This window comes from Alteromonas ponticola (assembly GCF_012911815.1).
GTDB classification, from domain to species: domain Bacteria; phylum Pseudomonadota; class Gammaproteobacteria; order Enterobacterales; family Alteromonadaceae; genus Alteromonas; species Alteromonas ponticola.
In genome coordinates this window covers 82,110-100,111 of record NZ_JAATNW010000008.1, presented here as the reverse complement: position 1 = coordinate 100,111, position 18,002 = coordinate 82,110, and the positions used below count along the sequence as shown (strand labels likewise).

Sequence of the window (18,002 nt, the reverse complement as noted above, 5' to 3'; positions counted from 1 at the left end):
GCTTACCTCTATCCCATCATTTTTTCAATTGGCATCACTAGAATGGAGCTGCAGCCTAGTGATTTAAGCTTCTCCATGGTTTCCCAGAATAAGTTTTCTGAGCTGACAACGTGCACGGCAACCAGTTCATCGTTACCCGCCAGCGGCAATACCGTTGGGTTCTCGGCCCCAGGTAACAGACTTTTAACTTGTTCAAGATAGGCTTTAGGTGCATGTAGCATGATGTATTTACTTTCTTTTGCCTGCATCACGCCGTCAATTCGAGGGATCAGGCGGTTGATCAGGGCTAATTTTTCATCGCTCAGATCGCCGTCAGCCCGTTGAATTAAAACCGCTTTTGAACGAAAGATAACATCTTTTTCTACCAATCCATTTGCTTCCAGCGTCGCGCCCGTTGAAACCAGGTCACAAATCGCATCTGCCACACCAGCGCGCGGAGCGACTTCGACAGAGCCGGTTAGCATGACCGCTTTCGCATTGACTTTTTGTTCCGCAAAATAGCGCTCAAGCAAATAAGGGTAAGTGGTAGCGACGCGCTTTTTCTCTAACGAACCGATACCGTTGTAGCTCGCTTCTTTGGGCACCGCGATGGATAGCCGACAACCGCCGTAGTCAAGTCTTCTGAGTACTTCAAACTCGCTGGCTTTACCTGCCGCTTTGCGTTCAAGCATCTTCTCTTCAAGCTCGTTTTCACCGATAAAGCCTAAATCGACAACGCCATCCATTACCAGTCCGGGAATATCGTCATCCCGCACGCGCAGTAAATCGATGGGTTGATTGGTCGAGTGGGCGATTAACAGACGATCTCTGATATTCAGTTTTATACCAATCGCTTTTAGCAGTGCAATACTGTCATCGCTTAGGCGCCCAGATTTTTGTACGGCGATTCGTAACCTTCCACTTTCACTCATTGTCGTTTTCCTCATATCGTATTTTTTCACGCGTAAAAACAAAAACCCCCAGAAGTTTCCTTCTAGGGGCTTAGTAAACTGAGTGTTTTTGCGCCGCTGGAAGGAAACAATAGACCTTCCAGCACAAACCGAAAGGTTATGCTATATGATGGTGATGATGGTTAATTGCGCAAAAATTCATAGATAAAATAAATTATTTAATAGGTCTGCCGATAACATAAACCAGAAGGGGGGTAGTTGACAAGAAGATATTCGAATTGTTTATCCTCATTCAACGAAACTATTTAGTCTATTTAAGTTCAAATTGATATGAGTACTGCTTTTTTACGTATAAAAGGTGGGTAGCTAAAGGTGTAGCAATGAGTGACGATTTATTATTTTCTGTAATTCCCCGGCAAGGGCGGGTGGTGATCAAACCCGATGACAGGGTCAAGCAGGTGAGTGCCGAGGCGCGCACTGACGCACTGAGTCAACAGGAAAAAGAAGATCACGACAACGAACGCAAGGTGTCTGAGCGTGAGCAGTACAAACGCATTGAAGGCAATGAACCCGATCGTCGGCAAAGTAAACAACAGCGGGATGAGCAGTCTTCCGAGTCAAAACACGATGAAAAGGTTGAAAAAGCTGCTGACGATGCAGTAGATAATGATCCTCAAGACAAACGCAAACATCGATTAGATATCTACGTCTGAGGTTTACTTTTGATGCAGTCCGTAAAAGCCCTGAACTGGGCTTTTTTCGTTTCTGCTCAGCGTTCGAATGACACTCTGTTTTAAGATACCATTCGCCTAAACATGACCTGACTCTATTTTTTAAATTAACATCGAGTGCATGCATGAATTATCTGGCTCACTTATACCTGGCGCAGCCCAATGCAGATTCCCATTTCGGTAATTTGCTTGGCGACTTTGGCGGTCACCGACATACACACGGTCTGTCCAATGCAGTTAAACGAGGATTAGCCAATCACTATCTGGTGGACAAATTTACCGATAATCATCCTGCTATCAAAGATGCTAAGCACTACTTTACGGCAAAACGTAAACGCTTCGCGGGCATTGCAATAGACGTAGTGTTCGACCACTTTCTTATAGCGCATTGGCGCGACTTTCACTCCGAGCCACTGACACAATTTAAGCGCAAAAGCTATTTTCTATTAAACGAACGGCGTGCTGCAATGCCGGCACACATGCAACGTGTGGTAACCAGCTTGACGCAGCATGATTGGTTCAAAGAATATGAATCATTAGAGGGGGTGGGTATTGCATTGGATAATATCGCCAGACGCATTCGCTTCCCCAATGAATTTGCTGGAGCGGTCAACGATATACGGCAACATTATAATGGATTGAACGCGGTGTTTCTGGATTTCTTCCCGCAGTTAATCAGTCACGTAAGACGCTCTGGTCTGGAAATCTCTAATAGATAGAGCGGATCCTTCCCCCCCACACCTTCATACTAACGTTCGACTTTACAAACCGTTACAATTTTCTACTGCTGCTGTCGGTCAAATTAACGTGGCCCATTCGACACTGGTTTACAGTTGCACTACCATGAGTTTCTCAATGTAAGTCAATTACCTAAACATAGGATGTGATTGTGAGCCTGATTAAAACCTTATTGATAAGTGGTGCCGTAATGGCGAGTACCGCGCTGCCCGTCCTGGCTGAAACGCAGAAAACTGAAACAACGACAGCTGCAGAAAAGCCGATGAGTGAACACGATAAATTGTTTACGCTATTTGCTGAAGCTGATGAACGCCAAATTGCGTTAAATCCGATTTTCGGCCTGTTCAGAGGGGATATGCGCAGAGCAGATCAACTAGGAGACTATCTGACTGAATCATACTTCATCGCGACACGCACCAATACACTGCTAAACCTGGCAAAACTAGATCAGATTGACCGCAGTAAACTGAATCAAACTGACCAACTGGCGTATGATGTTTTTAAGTATGATCAGGAGAATGATCTGAAAGAGTCGACAGATGAAATTCGAGCCCTGACGGTAGTACGTCCAATCAATCACTTCAGTGGTTTTCACACGTTTTATCCGACTTTTGCCAGTGGTAAAGGCGCGGCTCCATTCAAAACAATTGAGGATTACGAAAATAACCTTTCACGCCATCAGGACTACATTGATATCGGTGAGCGTGCTATTGAAAAGTTCCGGGAAGGAATGGAAAGCGGGGTACTGGAAACGCAATTAACCATCGATCGTGTAATAAAGCAGTTGGACACCCAGCTAGGCATTCCGATGAAGGAGTCGCAATTCTGGGGACCTATTGAAACGATGCCCGATAGTTTTTCTCAGCAAGAAAAAGATCGTTTGATAAAAGAGTACGAAGTTGCCACGCAAGCAATATATGACTCAACCGAACGCCTTCGTGACTTTTTACGCGATGAATATTTGCCTGTCGCGCGTGAATCTATCGGTTTAAGTGACATGAAAGGCGGAAAAGCCCTGTATCTTCAAATGATTGAAAATACCACAACCTTACCGCTCACTCCGGATTACCTGCATGATTTGGGCATGAAAGAAGTTAACCGAATCAAAGACGGTATGCTGGAAATCATGGAAGAAGTTAACTTTGACGGTACCCTGAATGAGTTTTTTGAATATGTGCGAAATGATCCTCAGTTCAAGCCTGAAAGCCGCGAAGCATTAACTGAAGACTATTATCGTATCGGCCGCGAAGTGGACGAAAAAATTGATGAGTACTTCTCATTGCTGCCCAAATCAGAATTGGAAATCAAACCCTATGACCCCGCCATAGAGCAATTCAGTGCGGGTGGCTCATACCAGCAAGGTACGCCTGATGGCTCACGGCCGGGAACGTTTTACTTTAATGCCTATGACTTGCCCAGTCGACTGACTACGGGAAATGTCACCCTTTACCTGCACGAGGGCGCCCCGGGGCATCACTTTCAAATCAGTCTTGCGCAAGAAAATGAAGCGCTGCCTGCTTTCATGCGGTTCGGCGGCAATACTGCGTATGTGGAAGGCTGGGCGTTGTACTCAGAAACCTTAGGTTATGAAATGGGATTTTTTGATGACCCCTGGAATCGCTACGGTACCTTACAAGATGAACAGCTGCGCGCTATGCGTCTGGTGGTCGATACCGGCATACACGCCAAGGGGTGGACACGTGAGCAGGCCATAGACTTTATGCTGGAGAACTCAGGAATGACGCGTACTGAAGTTGTCGCTGAGGTTGAACGTTACATCGCTATTCCTTCACAAGCATTAGCATATAAGGTTGGTGCGCTCAAAATTCAGGAGCTGCGTGAAAAGGCCGAAAGTGCGTTGGGGGATAAATTTGATATTAAGGCGTTTCACGCTGAGATACTTAATACGGGCGCTTTACCGCTACCTATTCTGGAAGAAAAAATTAACCGTTGGATAAAGGCTCAACAAGCTTAATTCTCGGAATGTACAATTGTTTAAGCTGGCCACAGTGCTGTTGCCAGCTTTTTTTGCCCGTAACAAACACTATTGCGTGGTGCTGCGTACAAACCTAAAAATGCAAATGAGGCACTGAGAAATGACTCTACACAAGTTTTTTCTAATCACTTTTCTACAACTGTTACTAGTGACAGGTGTACATGCTGCGAACGAACGTAATGACGCCATCCTGTCGTCTGAAATTCCCAATATCGTGAATCCTGCTCCAAATGTCTATTCGTCCGGGCAGCCCTCTGAGGAGCAGTTTCAGCAAATGAAGACACAGGGAATTAAGCATGTTGTCAATTTACGTCCTGACGCGGAACAAGACTGGGACGAAAAAAGTTATGTTGAATCGTTGGGTATGCAATATCACCACATTCCCGTGGCGGGAGAAGCGGACATAAATCTGGATAACGCGGCAAAGCTGGATATGCTGTTGGCCAAACACAGCGGTGAACCTATCGTAGTTCATTGTGCCAGTGGCAATCGTGTAGGTGCGCTGGTAGCGTTAAATGAGGGCGATGAACACCAGGATATTGATGCGGCAATTACAACAGGAAAACAGTGGGGTTTAACGCGCCTAGAGCCGGTGGTTAGAGACAAGTTACAAAAAATGATTAAATAGTTTAAGCGGAGCCAAGTTCCGACGGGAATCTCCCCACTGTTCTTGTTGCAAACTCAGAAGTGAAGACATTGCGCCCATTCGGGGGAGCGCAATGACGTGGTCAGATTGCTGCTGCCGTTACTATCAAATCAAACTGTTAATTAAGCTCATCATCCACCCAAAACTTGGTTCCTTTGAGCATCGCCTGAAGGGCTATGCCAGAGTCTGTCATCGTATAGACAGTTACGTCTCCAAGGTAGGCTTCTGTTGAAGCTGAAATACCTTTGTCGTTGGCTTTAGCTGTGGCATCAGCGTTACCTCCGGCGGTCCATCCATTTTCGATAAAGTGGCGCATAGCTTCTGGCGTGTGGAATATCATCACGATGCGATAGTCTTTTGCGCCAATACCGAGGCCAACGCCCCCTTCGGCCATATTCATGTAGGTTTTTGCGCCGGTGAGATTATTGTTTACTACACCATAACCTGTTCCTGCGGCAACAAAAAGCAGGTTCACATTGGCATTGGAAAAGGTGGCATAACCTGAAGCGTTCATCACCTGAGCCCGGGTGTCCGGCTTTTCTTTATGTAGCTGGCCAATAGCGCTTTGCTGCATATCCAGAATTGCCTGACGCTTTTCCATTACAGTACCATCACCCATAGACGCACATCCTGCAGCGAGAAATAGCGTGGCTAAAACACTGCTGATCAATGAAACATGCTTTTTCATTTTGATTCCCATTGTTAAAAATGGAATTTGTACGAGGTAAATCAAATAAAGTATTAATGTAGAGGCGTGTGCGAAGAAGAAAAGGAAAAAGAAAGGGGCGGAGAGCCCCCTTTAAAGGATTACAACGGATCTGAAACTTGCGTAATGGTGTATCCCTTAGCTTCAAGCAGGTCAAGCAAACCCGTTTTACCCGGTAGGTGTAAGGTACCGACCAAAATGAACTCTATTTCTGGAGTGCTTAGCATTTTTTCAATGTCTGGCATCCAGTTATAGTTACGTTTAGTCAACAACTCATCATAAATGTTGGGAAAGCTTTGCTCAAATTCCATCAGATTGTATTGATTAAGCGCTTCGATATCGCCTTCTCGCCAGTCTGCTCGTAATTGGTCAAGTAGTGTAGGTATTTTCTTTACATCTTCAAGGGAGTAGCGAATGAAGGCATCTTCATCGCCTTCGCCCATCTTTGCAATAAAGTTCAGCTGCTCTTCAGGTGTTTCAAACCAACCCATGGATTTTCCATCACCCATGGCAATTGTATAGTAATAGCTGTCAACTCCCTGACTGGTCAGCCCCAACCGTTGAAACTCAATCATACTTAACGTTACCCCGACTAGAGAGGGTCTCAATTTTTGCATATTTACAATTGGGATGCCGCGTGACTGCAGGTGGGCTTCAAGTGCTGAGAAGGTTTCTGGTTGTAACGTGGACTGTAATGTTTGCTCATCTTGATACGTTAGCCGTTGCATCGAGAGTTTGGAAAATTCAGGCGAAGACAAAGCTGCGATATCAGTTTCAAATACAACCTTATCAGCTTCATCGTAGGCGAATTTATAACCTGATGGTAGCGGATAATCCTGTGGGCTTAAAATATGTAAGGTACCGCCGATATATAACGTGTGAGAATCATTGGTTACTTTCCATACTGAAGCCGCCTGCGAATTCAACGCAAACAAAAGCGTCGCCGCTAAAATAAGTCCATTTTTCATAAATGGTTCCTTTCATGCTTAAAAGATGCGACCTAAATGTACGGACTTTAGTAGGGCTGGGCAACTGTTTTAAAGTACAGACAGCCATACTCAGGTGCCTCAATCGTCATTTTAAAGCGCGACTGGTTTCCACTCTAACTTTATCTTCATGGGTTCGCGGGTGCTTTCAAGGCCCACCATTTCTTCATAGGGGGTAGATTGCGTTAACCAGGCATGTTCAATCTGAACATTTGCGAAATGGCTTTTAATTTCTTCTAAACTGTGGAAAGTCAGTGGCATGTCCTTGTCGTTCTTAACGATTTGACATACTTCGCCATTCACTTTTTTAACCAGATAAATGCCACCTTCGATTGACTCTATATGTAGTTCCATGGACGCCTCAAAATAAAACGGTTCATAACCTTATACCGATTTAAGAACAAAAAAGACGTTAATTGCTGTTAATGTTTTCGCTTTGCTGCGCGGTGCTCGACCTCTTCAAATGTGAGTCCCGCATGCTCTTGCAATGGAATAAACAGGGTATCTTTAAAACAACTGGCAGGGGTGTAGAAGCCACCAGGCAACGATTGTAATTTCTCCGACTTTGCCAGTTTGATTGCCGCTTCGCTGATCATCTGTGCAGTCGAACCATAGCCGGGATCTTTATCACCGGTGACTCTGACCGTTAATGTGTCGCCGGCATCGGTCTCACCATAAAAATAGATATCGAAAAAACCTTCTTTCTGCGCTTTTTCTGAAGGGCCTTCACCCGACTTAGGCAGCCAGTATTTCTCCATCAGACGACGCAATGGTTGCACCGATGCTGCAGCCATGAAACCACCTAAACCGAGGGTCGTCATCCATCCTGTCATTGCGCCCTTCGTATGTTTGCCAGTAACTAACGCTTCTTCGTAAATAAAGTGGTCGGTATAGGCATTGCCCAGCAATGCATTGCTGCGATGAACAATACGCGTATTTATCGCTGCCATGATGAAAGGCGCAATCCATCGTTTGGTATGTGAATCGAAACACGCTTTTTTGATGTTGGGTTGTCTCACAGACATGCCGTGATTCGGTGGGCAAAGCACATAAGGATTAGCCAGTTTTTTTCGTAACGATTTGTCACGTCCCATTTCTTCAACCAGCTGCAGCATGCTGGCTATCGTGCCGCCCGACGCGCCACCGCGTATTCTTCGTACCCGCATAGCCACATTGGTGCAGGGTTTGTCGAAATGCAATTGGCTTTGTTGTTGTAGAAAATATACCCCCAAATCTGATGGAATGGAGTCAAAACCGCAGCTATTTACCAGTTTTGCCTGGCTCTCACTGGCAGCTTTGCTGTAATTATCAAGCATAGCCTTGATCCATTGTGGCTCACCGGTTAAATCGACATAGCTTGCATCACTTTCAATACATGCCTTAACAACAGGTTCACCAAACTGTGAATAAGGACCTACAGTGGACAAAACGACGCGGGTCCGATTGCACATTTTCAGCAAAGCAGCGTCATCTTCGACATCTGCCACAATCAGTTCTGGTTGAGTTTGGTGTTTAGACGGTAGTTCTCTGACCAGCGAATTCAATTTATCCAGATTCCGACCCGCCAGTGCCCATTTAACATTCTCTTGTTGGCTGTAATGGGTAGCCAGGTAGCGCGCAATGATTTTTCCCACAAAAGACGTTGCACCAAATACAATGACATCGAAATCTCTCATACCTCTATCCTTAATCTCGCCACCAATGAGGGCGACAAATTATGAGTCCGGCTCGCTCTAATTCTTCTTTCAACAATTGCCGGTCAGCTAAATTTAGAAACTGGCCCACGACCAATTTACCTTTGTCTGAAATGATAACAATAACAGGAAGTTGCCAGTCGTTCTCAGTTTCTTTGTAGAGAATGTGGCAACCATGACGAGGCAAACAACGTTTGCTTTTCTGTCTGAATCCACTTTCAACACTGACAACTTCTTTGTTGATAACAATAGTTTGTTGCTGATACGTCTGATGACTCACCTTCAACATTAGCAACGTCAGTAAGCCTATTTCCAAGCCCGCAAAAGGTAAGATAATCCACACTCCGACAACACTCCAGCCCAATGCGATAACAAAAACCGGAATCGCCAAAATACCAATGAACATTTTTGACTGGGTCCAATTGGCCGAACGATTTGGCGTTAACTCTATTCTCCAGTGATCCTTACACTGCTTGCTTATGATCATTATTTTCAGGAGGCGGTGGCTATTAAAAAAGATTATTCACTCAATTAGCTTAGCATAGCGATTTATTTTTCTATTTTTATCTGGCAAAGTGCGCGCAGGTTCATAATTACAATTTTAACTACCTTGTTGTCTAAAAAAACCATATTGCTATGTATCGTATTGCTGTGGTGCGTCCTTATCAGCTTGCAGCCTGCGCCTTTGGCAATGATATCTCAATACTCTCCCTTTACTTTGTTGGGCGTGCTCGGCGCGGTTTTTGCCAATGCAACCGGAGCAGGAGGAGGAGTGGTTTTTGTCCCGTTTTTTAATCAATTGGGATTTTCCCCGGTATCCATAGTTGCCACCAGCTTTGCCATTCAGTGCTGTGGTATGACAGCCGGAGCCCTGACCTGGTGGTATCACTATCGCAAAGAAAAAGCCCCGGACGAAGAATGGAGAACGTTACCGGTTAGTTTAGTAGTAGCGGTACCCGCATCGTTAAGCGGGATATGGTTGGCGCAGTTTGGCACGCTGGCGTTTGAGCAACTCTCATTCCTGCAAGGTAAAGTCGAAGATATCCACCTCGGATTTGGTATATTTTCTATTGCACTGTCGCTGGCCCTGTTCGCTACCACCTTGAGAAAAGCGCGCTTGATTTATCGTAACAGGCTAGAGATTGTCGACGCTGTGAGTCTGGTGGTAATTGGTTGTGTCGGGGGTGTGGTAACGGCATGGCTCTCGGTTGGCGTAGGTGAGCTGGTGGCGGTGTACCTTATCCTGCGAGGGTTTAATATTGCCATGTCCATCGCCGTGGCCGTTATTTTAACCGCGTTTACGGTGTGGGCAGCCATTCCTCATCACATTATTAATACTATGGCGATAAATTGGTCTGTATTTCTATTCGCTGGAATGGGAGCTATCATTGGTGGCATGATCGCCAAATACGTAGTGCTCGCGTTTCCTCCGGTCAAACTCAAGTTGTTTTTTGCTACCTGGGTAATGGTTATGGGCCTTGCCGGGCTGCCAATTTTCTAACTTCACAATAATTGCAATCCACATTGAAACCCATCACGTAAACGCCGGTATAAGCTTTCAAAATGGTGCGCTATGCCTGCAAACACGAGTTCGGCAAATTCTCTGTATACCCTTGAGCAACCTGAATGGTCTAAAAACGCGGTTATATATCAGGTTAACACTCGTCAATTCAGCTCGCAGGGTAACTTTAGCGGTGTTGAGAATGAGCTTAAACGCATTAAGTCACTTGGGGCAGATATCATCTGGCTCATGCCCATTCATCCTATTGGTGAAATGCATCGCAAAGGAAAACTGGGAAGTCCTTATGCTGTAAAAGACTACTTTGCCATCAATCCTGAGTTTGGCAACGCAGAGGATCTGCAATCACTTATCAATTGCGCGCACGTTCTGGAGTTAAAAGTGATTTTGGATTGGGTTCCCAATCACAGCGCGTGGGATAATTATCTGGTGAATACGCATCCCGACTGGTATGCAAAAGATCACAATGGCAATTTCAGACCTTCGCCCTGGTGGGATTGGGACGACATTATTGAGTTTGATTACACCCAGCCTGCGCTGCGCGAGTACATGATTGATGCTATGTCTTACTGGGTTTCAAAATTTGATATTGATGGCTTTCGGTGTGACGTGGCAGGTTATGTCCCGAAAGATTTCTGGGAGCAGGCGCGCACTAAACTGGACGCCATCAAGCCGGTGTTCTTGCTTGCCGAGTGGGAAAGCAGAGAGTTGCACGAAAGCGCTTTTAACATGAGCTATGCCTGGAGCTGGAATGAAACCTTGCATGGTATCGCTAAATTGGGTTGGCCATTAGATAAGCTTCGCAAATATTATTCATGGAATGAACGCGCCTGGCCTAAGTCAGGATACCGCATGACGTTTGTTTCAAACCATGACAAGAATGCCTGGGATGGTACTCAATATGAACAATTCGGCGAGGCACTGGAGGCGGCTATCGTCCTATCTGTGCTGGGCGAGGGGATGCCCCTGATCCACAACGGTCAGGAAGCGGGAGAAAGCAAGCGTCTGGCCTTTTTCGAACGCGATCCGATCGAGTGGCAGCCGCATCCTATCGGTGCATTGTACGAAAAGTTAATCAAATGGAAAAAGCGGGTCTCAGCGTTATGGAATGGGGCATTCGGGGCCACGATGATCCAAATCCCCAACTCACAAATGGCAAAGGTGTTCAGTTTTGTCAGGCAGCAGGATAACGAGAAAGTCTTGGTGTTAATCAACTTTTCTGCAACATCGCAGCGTTTTGAATTGAACGATACGTTGTGCGAAGCAAATTACATCAATATGCTGGATGATACCAGTCAGATAGTTAAAGCTGGCCAGTCAATCAATTTGCAAGCCTGGGAAGCCTGCGCATTATATTCGGGCAGCAAAAACTGACCTAAAATTTCCGCCCATTCAATCCCGTTCTTTGGCATAATACGCGTTTTGCCAAGTTCTCAGTTGTATGCCGACCATCTCAAACGTATTCGAAAAAAACGGTTTGCTCGCCGACGCGATAAATGGATTTGTTCCCCGGGAAGAGCAAACAGCCATGGCTAACGCAGTGCATGAGGCTATCAAGAAAAAGCAATCATTGATTGTTGAAGCCGGCACTGGTACGGGCAAAACCTTTGCTTACCTGGCCCCGGTCTTCTTAAGTAATGGCAAAGCGATCATTTCCACCGGCACCAAAAATCTTCAAGAACAACTTTTTCATCGTGATTTACCGTTAGTAAAAAAGGCGCTATCAAGCAATCGTAAAACCGCTTTATTGAAAGGGCGCGCCAATTACTTGTGTACCCATCGGCTGGGGCAGCACGGGGGGAATTCTACGCTGGTGGAAAAAGAAGTTTTAAATCAGCTCACCGCAGTGAGAGCCTGGGCGAATACCACCAAGTCAGGTGACATTGGCGAACTGAAAACGCTACCGGAAGATGCCAAGGTGATCCCACTGGTTACATCCACAGTGGACAATTGCCTGGGACGGGATTGTCCAGATTACGAAGACTGCTATTTGGTTAAAGCGCGCCGCAATGCACTGGATGCTGATGTGGTTGTGGTTAACCATCACTTATTTTTCGCTGATCTGGCATTGAAAGATACGGGGTTTGGAGAATTGATTCCCGATGCTGATGCCATCATCTTTGATGAGGCGCATCAGATACCCGAAATTGCCAGTGATTACTTTGGCGAGTCACTATCAACCCGTCAATTGCAGGATATGGCAAAGGATTTGACCTTGCTGTATCGCACCGTGCTCAAAGACGCCGAGCAATTAGATAAAGCCGCAGAAAAGTGTCGCTTGCTGGCCGCTGATCTACGCTTACTGTTCCCGGCAACACCACAGCGAGGAAACTGGGCTGAGGCGCTGCAACGAGATGATATCCAGTTGCAAATTGACCGACTCGCCGCTGCTTTGGAAGTGTTGCATGACGTGTGTAAGTTGCACATTGGCCGCGACAAAGACCTTGATCACATTTACGAACGCGTGGTCTCCACCCGGGAAACGCTGGATGCGCTGCGCGATTATGAGCAAACCGGGGTCAGTTTGTGGTATGAAACCACCAATCGCCATCTCGTGATGCACTTGACCCCCTTATCAATTGCAGCAAAATTCAGGCGGTTTGTCGCTGATCCGCCACGTGGGTGGATTTTTACGTCTGCGACCTTGATGGTCGATGATGGCTTTACCCACTTTCAAAAACGCATGGGGCTAGAGGAAGCTAAAACATTAGGCTTAGATAGTCCCTTTGATTACCAGCAGCAAGCCCTGTTATGTGTTCCGCGATATTTGCCCGAGCCCAACAGCCTGGCATTGCAGGACACCTTGTTCGAGGTGGCCAAACGTTTAATTAAAGCCAGTAAAGGGCGGTGTTTTTTACTCTTCACCAGCCATGCGATGCTTAAAAAAATGGCGTCCCGTCTGGAGGATGCAGTGGATAACCCACTATTAGTGCAAGGAACCACTACCAAACAGGCCCTGCTGCGCGATTATCTGGCTGATGAAAGTGCGGTGTTGCTTGGGACCGGTGCTTTCTGGGAGGGCGTGGATGTGCGCGGCAGTGATCTGGTATGTGTCATGATCGATAAACTGCCCTTTGCTTCGCCGGATGATCCATTGTTACAAGCGCGTATTGAGGATGTCAGGAAAAAAGGCGGTAACCCTTTTGCAGCGATTCAAATTCCCCAAGCCGTTATTACTCTTAAACAGGGGGCTGGAAGACTTATTCGCGACCCTGGCGATAAAGGTGTTTTGGTTATTTGCGATAACCGACTGGTAACCAAACCTTACGCAAAAACGTTTGTCGCCAGTTTACCCAACATGCGCCGCACTCGGGATTTAGATACAGTCGAAGCCTTTCTGGCTACTATTGATTAAAATGAAAAAGTAAAATTTGATATGAAGATACTCGCCATTGATACGGCTACTGAAGCCTGCTCGGTCGCCCTAAGTGATGATGACAAAGTGATTGCCAGGTTTGAACTATGTCCACAACAGCATAGTCAGCGTTTGCTGCCTATGGTTGATGAGATACTTAAAGACGCTGGCATCAGTCTGAAGGCGCTGGATGTGCTGGCGTTTGGACGTGGACCGGGCAGTTTCACCGGTGTGCGTATCGCTACAGGTATGGTGCAAGGGTTGGCATTTGGTGCTAACTTACCAGTAGCAGGTATCAGCACCCTGGCGGCCATGGCACAACAATGTTTTCGCCAGACGGATACGAAAACATGCGCATGTGCCATTGATGCGCGCATGGGGGAAGTGTACTTTGCCATTTACCAACAGCGAGATAATGGAATGGCAGAACTGGTAAGTGAACAGGTTTGCTCGCCCGAGAAAGCGGCAGAGTTACTGGGAGATCTTAGCTTTACCCCAGTGGGAACCGGCTGGCAAGCGTATCCAGCGTTGCAGGAAAAATTAGCAGCGACAACGGTGGTGGATATTCTATATCCTGCCGCTGAATTTATGCTTGAACTCGCTGAAAATGCGCTGGCAAACAACAGTGTGATGGCCGCCGATAAAGTCTCACCGGTATATTTGCGAGACAAAGTTACCTGGAAAAAGTTACCGGGTCGCGAATAATAAATGAAGTGGCCTGGTATTTGCTGAAAAGCACATTAAATAGATAAGTCGTTAGTTTTAGTCAAAAAAATGACGCTTTGGGCGGCCAATCGGGCTGCTTATATAAACTGCCGACGCAAAAAACGGATTGGCGCACGCAAATCTTAACCTGGAACATCTAAGACGTAAGTAGTTAATTGAGTCGAATGGACATTGAATCCACTCTAATCATTTCTCGTCCCGACGCCGCACCAGAACGTGCGGCGGTTCCGCCTGCGCGTCAGGTTGCGGTAGAACAGGAGCCTCTTCCAAAAGTTAATCAGCGCAATGATCTGGTGCGTTATACCGCTACTGAAGATGTGCTTGATGAAGCAAGTAAGTTTCAGCGTCAGTCTGGCTATGATCAGCCTGCAGGCAAGGGCAAGCAGGCCGTTGAATCTTATTTAAGTCTGGAAAGAGAATCACGCAGAGACGATATCCACAAAATGCTTGGTGTGGATATTTACGCATAGACAAATCCTAATCCCAAATTCAGGTTTTATTCAGCTTTGTTTCCGATACTATAGGAAAGGACCGTTTAGTATTTTCAAAAGGTAACGCTATGATCCGTCACGCTGTCGCGTTGGTTGTTTTATTCATGTCTGGCTGTGCAATTGTGCCTGATCCTATCAAGGTGCCGGAGGATGCTCAGCTTACTTCCTATTCTCGATCCGTGACCGGTGGAGAGCAGGTGAAGGGAAGCATGGCTCGATGGGGCGGAGTGATTGTGAATGTCGAAAATAAATCGCAAAAAACCTTTGTCGAAATTGCCCACTTTCCCTTAAATCATTACGGTAAACCTAATACCTCACAAAATACGGTTGGGCGTTTTAAAGCGCGAATTAACGGCTTTATTGATCCGATCATGTTTGAAGAAGGACGAACGGTCACCTTCGTCGGTCATCTGGATGATCCAATGTCGGGCATGGTTGGTGAACAGCCTTACATTTATCCCACTCTGGCAGTGGATGATTATTACATATGGCGTAAAGAATCCGAATACGATGTCTCCCACGTATATTTCAGCTATGGATTAGGCTGGTACTCTCCCTTTTACTATACTTTCCACAGGCCCTATTGGGGTGTGCATTATCCAAGAGTGAGGGTTATTCATCGAAGCAATCGTCCTGTGGTGCACTCGAACCGGGTAATTCAGAGAAAAAGTGCAGCGCAAAATCAGCCTCAGAAAGACCGTATCCGTACTCGTCCTATCGTTCGGGATGACAGACGTCCAACGTTGCGAGATAGAAGAGAAGAACCGTAAAAGGCAAACTCATGCTTCAGCAGGCAAGAGGTTGCCGCTAAAGCAGGCAAGGAGTGACCGTATTGAGTATGTTTGAAACTGAATTTCACGCCGGCCCGGTGATGTTAGCCGGGCTGGACAACAAAGGAACAGGCAGAACCATTATAGGTTTGCACGGTTATCTGGATAACGCGGCAAGCCTGTCACCGTTAGCGCCATTTTTAAGCGAATATCGGTTTATTGCCCTCGATTTGGCTGGACACGGTTACTCAAGCCACCGACCGCACGGTGCCCATTATAATCAGATTGACTACATTCAAGATTTACACGCCTTACTGACTGACAACGAGTTTGACCAGATTATATTGCTGGGCCATTCCCTTGGCGGCATTATCGCGACTATTTATGCTGCACTTTTTCCTGACAAAATTGATGCGGTCATCAGTATTGATGCTTGTGGCCCGTTAACCATGGCTGAAGAAACGACCACTGCCCAGCTTCGTGAGTCGGTATTAAGTCGCTACGAAAAAACGCGCAATCGATTACGCGTAGTAGACCTGGACAAAGCGGTGGACGCACGTTGCAAACTTACCGATATATCATCCGAACATGCGCGACTCATTATAGAACGAAACCTCACACAGGACGCCAGCGGTCACTATTTCTGGGCCAGCGATCCTAAACTGCGAACCAAGTCCTCACTACGTATGACTGAAAAGCAGGCCGAAAATTTGATGAGAAATATTCAATGTCCGGTTTGGTTTGCAGCGGCGACGAGCAGCTTTAAAGCATTGCCGCGCATGTATGAAAACAGACGAAACTGGTTCTGTCAGAGTCAATTAGAAGAATTTAGTGGTGGCCACCATATCCACATGGAGCAGCCTGAGGCCGTAGCCGAGGGAATTAAGCGATTTGTGCAACAATTGTGAGTCGTAGCGTTTATCTTTGCGTTTTCATCCTATACTATACGCAAGAAATCAGACCAGTGGCCAGCAATGTAAGGGATCATCAGAATTCCAGCATGTAATTTTCAAATATAGCAACGGCCAAGTTTGCGCAGAATAAGAATAATGGAAGGAGGTTTCGTGGAGAAAACCTGGCTTAAGTACTACGACCCTAGTGTGTCGGCAGAAATAGATCCTGACCGCTATAGCTCGATTGTTGATATTTTTGAGCAATCAATTCAAAAATTCGGTGACAAAACCGCGTATATCAACATGGGGCACTCCATCACATTTAATGAGTTGGATACCTTATCAGCAAATTTTGCTGCCTATCTGCAAAGCAGCGGTCTCAAACGTGGTGATGCTGTAGCCATAATGATGCCGAATCTTCTTCAATACCCCATAGTAATGTTTGGCATTTTGCGAGCCGGGCTAACCGTGGTCAATGTAAACCCGCTTTACACCGCCAGAGAACTCAAGCATCAACTTAAAGATGCCAGCGCTAAAGCGATTGTGATTGTTGAGAACTTTGCCGGTACGCTTGAACAGGTCATAAGTGAAACTAATGTCGAACACGTGTTGTTGACGTCGTTGGGCGATATGTTACCGGCACCAAAGCGCTGGATAGTAAATGCGGTAGTTAAGTACGTTAAGAAAATGGTGCCAGCGTTTTCGTTGCCACAGGCCAAATCGTTAAGTTCGGCGCTTAAAACGGGGGCTGATAAGACCTTCACCAGACCCGAAATAAGCAACGAGGACCTGGCGTTTCTGCAATATACTGGCGGCACCACTGGTGTATCAAAAGGCGCGATGCTTACACACCGTAACATGATAGCCAATCTGGAACAGGTGTCGGGGATCCTGGAAACCGTGATTGAACCCGGCAAAGATTTAGTGGTCACCGCGCTACCGCTTTATCATATCTTCGCACTGCTGGCGAATTGCTTGTTGTTTTTGAAATGCGGTTGTCCCAACTTACTTATCACGAACCCACGCGATATGCCGGGTTTTGTCAAAGAGCTGGAGAAATACCCATTTGCTATACTACCCGGCGTAAATACCTTGTTTAATGGCCTACTCAACACGCCAGGGTTCAGCGAACTGGATTTTTCAAAATTCAAATTTGGGCTTGGCGGTGGAATGGCGGTTCAGCGTCCTGTGGCCGAAAAATGGCAAAAGGTGACCGGCACCGTATTACTCGAAGGATATGGCTTAACCGAATGCTCACCTGTGGTCACTGTCAACCCTCCGCAAATCGAAGCGTACAAAGGTTCAATTGGACTACCGGTGCCTTCAACAGATATAAAGCTGGTTGATGAGGATGGCAACGAAGTTGCGATCGGTGAACCCGGAGAAATGTGGGTGAAAGGCCCGCAGGTCATGCAGGGTTACCTAAACCGTCAAACCGCCACCGATGAAATATTAAAAGACGGCTGGCTGGCTACGGGAGATATCGCCAAAGCAGATGAACAAGGTTACTTCTATATTGTCGATCGTAAAAAGGACATGATTCTGGTCTCCGGATTCAACGTCTTTCCTAATGAAATAGAAGAGGTGGCGGCGATGCACGATGGTGTGATTGAAGCGGCTGCAGTAGGTGAGCCCCATGAAGCCAGTGGCGAAATCGTAAAACTGTTTGTGGTTAAAAAGGATCCTGGCCTCACAGAAAAGGACATCATAGCGCACTGCAAGTCACATCTGACCGGGTATAAAGTGCCAAAAAAAGTGGTTTTCAAAGAAGAGCTGCCTAAAACCAATGTGGGCAAAATTTTACGACGAGAACTACGTGATTAATGGTCATACAGATGCGGCAAACGCCGCATCTGTTATT

Annotated in this window: 18 protein-coding genes and 1 other annotated feature; of the genes, 12 read left to right on the top strand and 6 right to left on the bottom strand. The window is 46.4% G+C overall.

The features are described from left to right. Positions 1-8 precede the first annotated feature (8 nt). On the bottom strand, positions 9-911 hold the full coding sequence (hisG, locus tag HCJ96_RS15055) for an ATP phosphoribosyltransferase (protein ID WP_169211907.1): 903 nt from the start codon (positions 909-911) through the stop codon (positions 9-11). A gap of 36 nt (positions 912-947) precedes the next feature. Further along, positions 948-1,072: a sequence feature (His leader region), on the bottom strand. A gap of 198 nt (positions 1,073-1,270) precedes the next feature. Between hisG and HCJ96_RS15050 the strand changes: the two genes are divergently transcribed. The 4 genes from HCJ96_RS15050 to HCJ96_RS15035 all read left to right on the top strand — a co-directional run bounded on the left by HCJ96_RS15050 (position 1,271) and on the right by HCJ96_RS15035 (position 4,983). Further along, positions 1,271-1,603, top strand: coding sequence for a hypothetical protein (locus tag HCJ96_RS15050; RefSeq protein ID WP_169211906.1), 333 nt, complete (start codon positions 1,271-1,273; stop codon positions 1,601-1,603). Positions 1,604-1,746: 143 nt separating this feature from the next. Beyond that, positions 1,747-2,340, top strand: a complete 594-nt coding sequence (locus tag HCJ96_RS15045; RefSeq protein WP_169211905.1) for an acyl carrier protein phosphodiesterase — start codon at positions 1,747-1,749, stop codon at positions 2,338-2,340. 170 nt (positions 2,341-2,510) lie between these two features. After that, entirely contained in the window at positions 2,511-4,334 is a 1,824-nt protein-coding gene (locus tag HCJ96_RS15040; RefSeq protein WP_343034732.1) for a DUF885 domain-containing protein, read from the top strand. 121 nt (positions 4,335-4,455) lie between these two features. After that, complete coding sequence (locus tag HCJ96_RS15035) at positions 4,456-4,983, top strand: protein tyrosine phosphatase family protein (protein WP_169211904.1); 528 nt, start codon at positions 4,456-4,458, stop codon at positions 4,981-4,983. A 136-nt stretch (positions 4,984-5,119) separates the two neighbouring features. Here the strand turns inward: HCJ96_RS15035 and HCJ96_RS15030 are convergent, their stop codons facing one another. The 5 genes from HCJ96_RS15030 to HCJ96_RS15010 all read right to left on the bottom strand — a co-directional run bounded on the left by HCJ96_RS15030 (position 5,120) and on the right by HCJ96_RS15010 (position 8,874). Then, entirely contained in the window at positions 5,120-5,689 is a 570-nt protein-coding gene (locus HCJ96_RS15030; RefSeq protein ID WP_246261459.1) for a lipid-binding SYLF domain-containing protein, read from the bottom strand. A gap of 119 nt (positions 5,690-5,808) precedes the next feature. Beyond that, entirely contained in the window at positions 5,809-6,675 is an 867-nt protein-coding gene (locus HCJ96_RS15025; RefSeq protein ID WP_169211903.1) for a TraB/GumN family protein, read from the bottom strand. 111 nt (positions 6,676-6,786) lie between these two features. Next, entirely contained in the window at positions 6,787-7,047 is a 261-nt protein-coding gene (locus HCJ96_RS15020; RefSeq protein ID WP_169211902.1) for a DUF6482 family protein, read from the bottom strand. A 68-nt stretch (positions 7,048-7,115) separates the two neighbouring features. Beyond that, positions 7,116-8,369, bottom strand: coding sequence for a saccharopine dehydrogenase family protein (locus HCJ96_RS15015; protein WP_169211901.1), 1,254 nt, complete (start codon positions 8,367-8,369; stop codon positions 7,116-7,118). A 10-nt stretch (positions 8,370-8,379) separates the two neighbouring features. Beyond that, complete coding sequence (locus HCJ96_RS15010; RefSeq protein ID WP_169211900.1) at positions 8,380-8,874, bottom strand: DUF2244 domain-containing protein; 495 nt, start codon at positions 8,872-8,874, stop codon at positions 8,380-8,382. Positions 8,875-9,078: 204 nt separating this feature from the next. Here HCJ96_RS15010 and HCJ96_RS15005 point away from each other — a divergent pair, with 204 nt between their 5' ends. The 8 genes from HCJ96_RS15005 (at position 9,079) to fadD (ending at position 17,965) form a co-directional block, all read left to right on the top strand. After that, the gene (locus HCJ96_RS15005) at positions 9,079-9,888 is read left to right on the top strand and encodes a sulfite exporter TauE/SafE family protein (RefSeq protein ID WP_169211899.1); all 810 of its coding nucleotides are present in this window, start codon (positions 9,079-9,081) and stop codon (positions 9,886-9,888) included. Between the two features lie 72 nt (positions 9,889-9,960). Further along, the gene (locus HCJ96_RS15000) at positions 9,961-11,280 is read left to right on the top strand and encodes an alpha-amylase family glycosyl hydrolase (protein WP_169211898.1); all 1,320 of its coding nucleotides are present in this window, start codon (positions 9,961-9,963) and stop codon (positions 11,278-11,280) included. Between the two features lie 67 nt (positions 11,281-11,347). Further along, positions 11,348-13,261 carry a DNA repair helicase YoaA gene (yoaA, locus tag HCJ96_RS14995; protein WP_169211897.1) on the top strand — a complete coding sequence of 638 codons (1,914 nt, stop codon included), beginning with the start codon at positions 11,348-11,350 and terminating at the stop codon, positions 13,259-13,261. Positions 13,262-13,282: 21 nt separating this feature from the next. Next, on the top strand, positions 13,283-13,966 hold the full coding sequence (gene tsaB, locus HCJ96_RS14990; protein ID WP_169211896.1) for a tRNA (adenosine(37)-N6)-threonylcarbamoyltransferase complex dimerization subunit type 1 TsaB: 684 nt from the start codon (positions 13,283-13,285) through the stop codon (positions 13,964-13,966). Between the two features lie 185 nt (positions 13,967-14,151). Then, a complete protein-coding gene (locus tag HCJ96_RS14985; RefSeq protein WP_169211895.1) occupies positions 14,152-14,457 on the top strand; it encodes a hypothetical protein in 306 nt (101 codons plus the stop codon). An 89-nt stretch (positions 14,458-14,546) separates the two neighbouring features. Beyond that, on the top strand, positions 14,547-15,248 hold the full coding sequence (locus HCJ96_RS14980) for a Slp family lipoprotein (protein WP_169211894.1): 702 nt from the start codon (positions 14,547-14,549) through the stop codon (positions 15,246-15,248). 68 nt (positions 15,249-15,316) lie between these two features. Next, positions 15,317-16,156: an alpha/beta fold hydrolase gene (locus HCJ96_RS14975; protein WP_169211893.1), complete on the top strand. Its 840-nt coding sequence runs from the start codon at positions 15,317-15,319 to the stop codon at positions 16,154-16,156. Between the two features lie 156 nt (positions 16,157-16,312). Continuing rightward, a complete protein-coding gene (gene fadD, locus HCJ96_RS14970) occupies positions 16,313-17,965 on the top strand; it encodes a long-chain-fatty-acid--CoA ligase FadD (RefSeq protein ID WP_169211892.1) in 1,653 nt (550 codons plus the stop codon). The last annotated feature ends 37 nt before the right edge of the window (positions 17,966-18,002 follow it).